General features: G+C 63.6%; 7 protein-coding genes and 1 pseudogene. 4 read left to right on the top strand and 4 right to left on the bottom strand.

Annotated features, from left to right (window positions below; all coding sequences use genetic code 11):
* The first annotated feature begins 256 nt into the window (after positions 1–256).
* Positions 257–1,360 carry a transposase gene (locus N826_RS42625; RefSeq protein WP_084721551.1) on the top strand — a complete coding sequence of 368 codons (1,104 nt, stop codon included), beginning with the start codon at positions 257–259 and terminating at the stop codon, positions 1,358–1,360.
* On the opposite strand, the gene N826_RS38355 is transcribed toward N826_RS42625, so the two are convergent.
* Both N826_RS38355 and N826_RS38350 read right to left on the bottom strand, forming a co-directional pair.
* Positions 1,317–1,793: an IS630 family transposase gene (locus N826_RS38355; protein ID WP_244619788.1), complete on the bottom strand. Its 477-nt coding sequence runs from the start codon at positions 1,791–1,793 to the stop codon at positions 1,317–1,319. The genes N826_RS42625 and N826_RS38355 overlap by 44 nt on opposite strands.
* A 5-nt stretch (positions 1,794–1,798) precedes the next feature.
* On the bottom strand, positions 1,799–2,329 hold the full coding sequence (locus N826_RS38350) for a winged helix-turn-helix domain-containing protein (protein WP_052832808.1): 531 nt from the start codon (positions 2,327–2,329) through the stop codon (positions 1,799–1,801).
* Between the two features lie 348 nt (positions 2,330–2,677).
* On the opposite strand from N826_RS38350, the gene N826_RS42620 reads away from it, so the two are divergent.
* Together N826_RS42620 and N826_RS38340 are read left to right on the top strand one after the other, a co-directional pair.
* The gene (locus N826_RS42620) at positions 2,678–3,328 is read left to right on the top strand and encodes an ISL3 family transposase (RefSeq protein ID WP_084721549.1); all 651 of its coding nucleotides are present in this window, start codon (positions 2,678–2,680) and stop codon (positions 3,326–3,328) included.
* A pseudogene (locus N826_RS38340) lies at positions 3,297–3,542 on the top strand (IS6 family transposase); the annotation flags it as partial. The gene N826_RS42620 and the pseudogene N826_RS38340, both read left to right, overlap by 32 nt.
* A gap of 18 nt (positions 3,543–3,560) precedes the next feature.
* On the opposite strand, the gene N826_RS38335 reads toward N826_RS38340, so the two are convergent.
* Positions 3,561–3,920, bottom strand: coding sequence for a transposase (locus N826_RS38335; protein WP_044437772.1), 360 nt, complete (start codon positions 3,918–3,920; stop codon positions 3,561–3,563).
* 19 nt (positions 3,921–3,939) lie between these two features.
* The gene (locus N826_RS38330; RefSeq protein WP_044437770.1) at positions 3,940–5,328 is read right to left on the bottom strand and encodes an ISKra4 family transposase; all 1,389 of its coding nucleotides are present in this window, start codon (positions 5,326–5,328) and stop codon (positions 3,940–3,942) included.
* An 80-nt stretch (positions 5,329–5,408) separates the two neighbouring features.
* On the opposite strand from N826_RS38330, the gene N826_RS38325 reads away from it, so the two are divergent.
* Positions 5,409–5,808, top strand: a 400-nt coding sequence (locus tag N826_RS38325; protein WP_044437768.1) for a cation:proton antiporter domain-containing protein, incomplete at its 3' end; no start/stop codon positions are given.

The raw sequence follows: 5,808 nt of genomic DNA, 5'->3' as shown, positions 1-5,808 counted from the left end.
CCCGCCGGGAAATCGACAACTTCTCCTATGCCCAGTGAGGTTGCGAACGTAGGCCACTGACTTCCGCGCGTCAGCCCTCATTCGCTTCAACAAAACTACCCCGCTCAACGTCGGCCAGCACAGTCCATCTGCGAACAGCTTCTCAGCGCTCGCTCTTCCCAAAGCTCGCCGTACCACCCGACTGTACGACACGCAGCAGAGTCTTGCCCTGGCTCTTGGCAATGCGCCCGCGTCGCGCCTGTCGGACAAGCTCGCCATGCCGGTCAGCGGCGCTACGCTGCTGCGCATGATCCGGGCGATCGTGATCGAGGAGCCGGCGACACCACGTGTGCTCGGGGTCGATGAATGGGCGTGGCGAAAGGGACAGACCTATAGAACCATCCTGTGCGACCTTGAACTGGGCCATGTCGTCGATCTCCTGCCCCACCGCAATGCCGGAAGCTTCGCGGCCTGGCTGCGCCAGCATCCCGGCGTTGAGATCGTCGTCCGCGACCGGAGTGGTCTTTATGCCGACGGCGCCAGTCAGGGTGCACCTGCAGCACGTCAAAGTGCCGACCGGTGGCACCTTCTCCGCAATCTTGGCGATGCCATGCGCACTGTCGTCGATCGTCATCGCACGGCGGTTCGGTCAGCGGCACGACAGGTCGCCGGACAGCTGGCTGAGCATCACGGTGACCAGCAGACGAAACCGACATCCGAACAGGCCCAGTTGATGGCGAAGCGGACCGCCCGGCAGGATCTGTACAATGAAATGTGCCGGCTGCATGCCGAAGGCATGACGATCAGCGCCATCGCCCGTGCCCTGAGCGTAAGCCGCCAGAAAGTCGAGCGGTGGCTGAAGAGCGCCGGCCCTGCCGCTCACGATAAACCGGCTCAACCAAAGTTGCTGGACAGCTGGTTCGGGATCCTCGAGCAGCGATGGCGTGCAGGATGCCGGAATGGTACGCGGCTCTGGCGCGAATTGCGCGACCAAGGCGCTCCGGTCAGCGTCACCACGGTGAAACGCTGGGCGACTGCCCGTCGGTTACGCGGCGCCGGCACTCCCGAGGTCGTTGCCGCCACGACCGCCGGGCGGTGGAAGGCGCCGTCGAGCCGGCGATGTGCCTGGTTGCTGACGACGGCGCCGGAGAAACTTGATGCCGATGAGAGAAGGTTCATCGAACAACTTGCCCGGAACGCTCCCGGCCTGATCCAGGCGGCCGTGCTGGCAAATGCCTTCACGAAAATGGGTTCTTCGTTCTTTTGTGTGCACGTCTCATACGCTTTCAGAATGAATAGTTTGACGCCAAAGGCTTTAGCTAAGTTTGCAACACTTTCTAATTATGATGCGGCCACCATTCGAAGAGGGTATGTGCTCTAATCTGGTCCTGATCGTCGGCGAGACTACGACAGCGCTCGGCAAGAACCTCATCGAGTTCCTCGAGGGTCTCGAAGTATTCATTGACGATGGGCTCGTTCGTCAACGGCCATAAGCGTTCGGCGGGCTGGATTTGTGGCGAGTACGGCGGCAGGAACATCAGTTCAAGGCCTTCCGGAACTTCCAGATCCTTGGCGACATGCCAGCCCGCGCCGTCGAGCACCAGGATGACGTGCTTGTCGGGGCCGGCGCCGACCTCGGCGGCGAACGATGCCAGGAGCGCGCTGAACAGGGCGGTGTTGACGCCGTCGGCGATGAACCACACGACCTGGCCCGTGGCTGGTCGGACGAAGCCGTACAGATAAAGCCACTGGTAGCGGTGATGGCCGCGGGCGGTTGGACGGCAGCCGCGTGGCGCCCAGACCTTGCGCAGGATCGGTTTCAGGCCGAGGCGGTGTTCGTCGAACGCCCAGACTTCGACCGGGATTGCCGTTTCGGAGCCTTGGAGCTCGCTGACGCGGGTCTGGAGCTTTTTTTAAACCGTGCCTGCTCGTACAGGCTCGCCTTGGGATTGGCCGGCCGCGGCACCTGACGCGTCAGATCAAGGCGACGCAGGTATTCGACACCGCGCTGGGGCGACACGGGGCGACCGATCCGTCCGGTGATCCAGCACGCCACCTTGCGCCCGGTCCACAGCCCGCCGTCGAGCGGCGGCTCGCTGACCACGTCGCGCAACTCTCCCACCTGGACCGGGTTAAGCAGCGGGGCGGCACCGGGATTGTCCAGCCGGCTGTCGCCCAGCCCGGCGAAGCCGTGGTCGTTGTAGCGCCACAGGATCTTGCTGACCCAGGTTGGTGTATAGCCCGTGACCTCCGCCACGAACTTCGCCGAACGCCCTTGGCTGAGAAGCCAGATGATGTGAAGGTGACCGCGTTCAATGCCGTCACTCGCGGCCTTGTAGCGGCGCTCCAACTCCTCGGTTCAGTGATGCGGAGCGACAAAGATCCTGCCTGACATGCTGATGATATGGCGACGCTGCCGAAGGAATCGCATCCTTCAATCGATTTCGTAGTCACTTTCCGCCAAATTACTTTGACCAGAGCCTCTATGCGGAAAGCGTATCATGGTTGAGTGAATGTATCGAGCCAGCGGTCTGTCGGGATTGATGCATGGCGCGTCAGGCGTCTTATATGATGACAGCATCTTCAACAACGACGCTGACTTTTATTGATCACCCTCGGCCCATCAGAGTTCTTCCCAAGTCTCCACGTCATCGATCGGATCGATCCTCAAAGCCCTCGTCTTACACTCCGAGTACAGATGGATCAGGAGAATGCTTCCTGTCCGGCCTGCGGTATTCGGTCGGCGCGGGTTCACAGCCACTACTGGCGCAGCCTCGGCGACGTTCCTTGCCTGGGGCAGCGGCTTATTCTTCTGGTGCGCATCCGCCGCTTCCGCTGTGTAAACTCCGTCTGCCGCCAGCGGACCTTCGCCGAACGTCCCGATGCCATAGCCCGGCCCAGGGCTCGCCACACCGATCGTCTTCGCACCCTGCACCATGCCGTGGCCCTGGCATTGGGCGGCAATGCCGGAGCGCGCCTGGCGGGCAGGATGGCAGTCCCGGTCGGCGCCACGACGCTGCTGCGCCGCATCCGCGAGGCGATTCCCGATCCAGTGCCGGAAGTCCGTGTTCTCGGCGTCGACGACTGGGCTTGGCGCAAAGGCCAGAGCTACGGCACGATCCTGTGCGATCTGGAACGCGACTGCGTCATCGACCTGCTGCCCGACCGAAAGGCCGCGACTTTGGCAGTCTGGCTGCGGCGTCATCCCAGCATCGAGATACTTGTCCGGGATCGCGCCGGGGTTCTGTTGCAAGGTTTGCAGCGGCTGGCTGATCGGGTAGAAGGGCCGGATTGGAGACGTCAGGAGCATACCGGGAATGGCAAGGCGGGAACATCCGTTCAAGGGTAGGCAATTCACGTCAGAAGTGATCCTGTGGGCGGTGCGCTGGTACCTACAGTTCCCGATCTCCTACCGCGACCTCGAACTGATGCTGCGAGACCGCGGCGTCTCGGTCGACCACACGACCATCTGCCGCTGGATCCAGGCCTATGCGGTGGAATTGGAGAAGCGGCTGCGGCCCCATCTGCGTCCAACGAACGGCTCGTGGCGGGTCGACGAGACCTAGATACTGTCGGCGAATTCAGGCGACCGGTGCCAGGGCGGCGAAGGGTGTGACGCGTGTCTGGGCGCGGGGCCGGCCGTCAAGCCAGTTGACGATCCGCGACACATTCATCGCGGCGGCGATGCAAACCTGCTGAAGTCCGGTCTTTGCCAGCCCGATGTAGCGGCTGCGGCGCATGCCGAAGGCACGGACGCCCTGTGAGAGCGTGCCTTCCACCCCGGCGCGGGCATGGTAGCGCTGCTTCCAGGCGGGATCGTGCATCCGCACCCGCGCCGCGTTGAGGGCGTCGTACTCCGCGCGTGGATGGAAGTAGACGTGGCGGCGTGCCGCCTTGGTCGCGGTGCACAAGGCCCGGGCGGCGCAGGCTCCGGGGAGCATGGCATAGTGTGGGAGATGATCAGGCTGCCCTGGCGAGATCCGGGACTTGATTGTCGTTGACGGCCATTCCCGGATACCACCGGGTGAACAGGTCACGTAGTGTGCCGTCGAGGGTTTTGGTTCGTGTCTGCAGGAGGAGGTGGGCCCCTTTCTTCGACCACTGCATCTGCTGCTTTTTGGCGAAGCGTCGGCTGACGACGAGGTTGACGGTGGATTCCACGAAGGCGGTGGAAATCCGTTCACCGTTGTCCCAGCGTCGGCTGTAGTTGACGACCGCCGCGGCGTTGTTGGCGATGTAGGTGGCCAATCCAGCAGCCGCCTTGATCAGCCGCTTCAGCCGAGGATAGGCGATGTTCAGGGCGGCTACATCCGCCGCCAGGGCTTGTGCTCGGATCAGGGCTTCTTCGCCGTCGCCATGCCAGAGCCGCCACTTGATCCGCTCCAGCCGGTGCTCCAGTGCCAGCGCCTCGACCGGATTGTGGTGCGCCAAGCCCTTGACGTACTGATCCATCCCGGTCAGCCGCATGGCGATGTGGAACCAGTCAATGATATGCACCGCGCCGGGTGAGAGTTCACCTGCCAGGGCGCGGACGCTGTCGCCGCCGTCGGTCAGCATCGTGACCGGCTGGATCACCGGCAGGCCCTGAGATCGCAGAACCTCGCGGAAGCGACGTCCCGGCTGCTCATCCTGGCTCCGGACCAAGCCGAAGTAGCGGTCATCGCGACCCGCGGCCATGGATTTGCCGACCACGATCTCGAAGTTATGTTTCTTATCGTGCCAGTTCCGGACGTAGCCGCCGTCGATACCGACGATGACTGCTGCCTGCGGGAACGGCTGGCCATTGCCCGCGTCAGGCCCACCCGGCTGCTCATTGCCAAGGTCGGCATCATGGTGGGCAGCGACCTTGTGCAGGTGACGGCGGATGGTCGAGGCGTCAGCGGTGCTGCCGATCGGCAGGACATCCTTCAACAAATCCGCTGTCATGCCAAAGGACACCAGCGAGGCCCAGCGGGTCTCCAGGTAGAGCAGCTCTGGGGCGATGTGCTCGGTCAGGAGCAGGTTCAGCGGGCTGAAGGTCCTGGCCTCCCCAGGTCGGCAGGAGCAGTGATAAAAGCGCGGACTGGGCAGCGTGATGGTGCCGAAAGCAGTGCGGAACCGGGTCCAGCCTGGCCCTTTGCTCAGCAGCAGGGTGCCGCAGAGATCACAACTCCGATGCCGCGCCAGAAAACTTGCCGCCTGGGCGGTGACCATGCCTCCCTGAATGCCGGCCAGCGCCGCCTTCGCTTCATCGAACGACAGACCGATCATCTCAAGTCGGTCGTCACCCTTGTCGAACTGCAGGATCTCGCCCTCGCTGATCACGCTGTTGTCGTCGGCAATGATCCGGAGCTGGATCTCAATGCGCATGCTTGTCCCAAAGGCTGCTTCTATTGGAGCGCCAGCCTATCTATCGCCGATACCCTCCACCAGATCCCGACTCCCACAGTTTGCCATGCTCCCCTTACCGCACCGACTGGCCGGCGTTCCGCTCCAACCTGAGGCCGATCCTGCTCCTCGCGGTCGGCGCCGTCGTGTTCACGACACTGGTGGTCGCGGTCGTCGCCAAGCTGCTGGTGCCCGCCATGCCGTGGTGGGCCGCCGTCACCCTCGGCGCCATCGTCGCCCCGCCCGACGCGGTGGCGGCGGCCTCGGTGCTGAAGAACTTCTCGATGCCCAGGCGGCTGGTCGTGGTGCTCGAGGGCGAGAGCCTGCTCAACGACGCCTCCTCACTGGTCCTTTACCGCTTCGCCATCGGCGCCACCCTGGCCGGAGCGGTGTCCGTCACCGAAGCCTCCCTGTCCTTCGTGACCGCGGCTGCCGGCGGCGTGATCGTGGGCTACCTGGCCG

This window comes from Skermanella aerolata KACC 11604, assembly GCF_000936425.1.
GTDB classification, from domain to species: Bacteria; Pseudomonadota; Alphaproteobacteria; order Azospirillales; family Azospirillaceae; genus Skermanella; species Skermanella aerolata.
This window is presented reverse-complemented; position numbering and strand designations above follow the sequence as displayed.

What these genes read in the sequence shown, in the direction of transcription:
- N826_RS42625 (WP_084721551.1), top strand. Translation starts at nt 257, where the DNA reads ATGCCGGTCAGCGGCGCTACGCTGCTGCGCATGATCCGGGCGATCGTG.
- N826_RS42620 (WP_084721549.1), top strand. Translation starts at nt 2,678, where the DNA reads ATGGATCAGGAGAATGCTTCCTGTCCGGCCTGCGGTATTCGGTCGGCG.
- N826_RS38335 (WP_044437772.1), bottom strand. Translation starts at nt 3,920, where the DNA reads ATGCTCCCCGGAGCCTGCGCCGCCCGGGCCTTGTGCACCGCGACCAAG.
- N826_RS38330 (WP_044437770.1), bottom strand. Translation starts at nt 5,328, where the DNA reads ATGCGCATTGAGATCCAGCTCCGGATCATTGCCGACGACAACAGCGTG.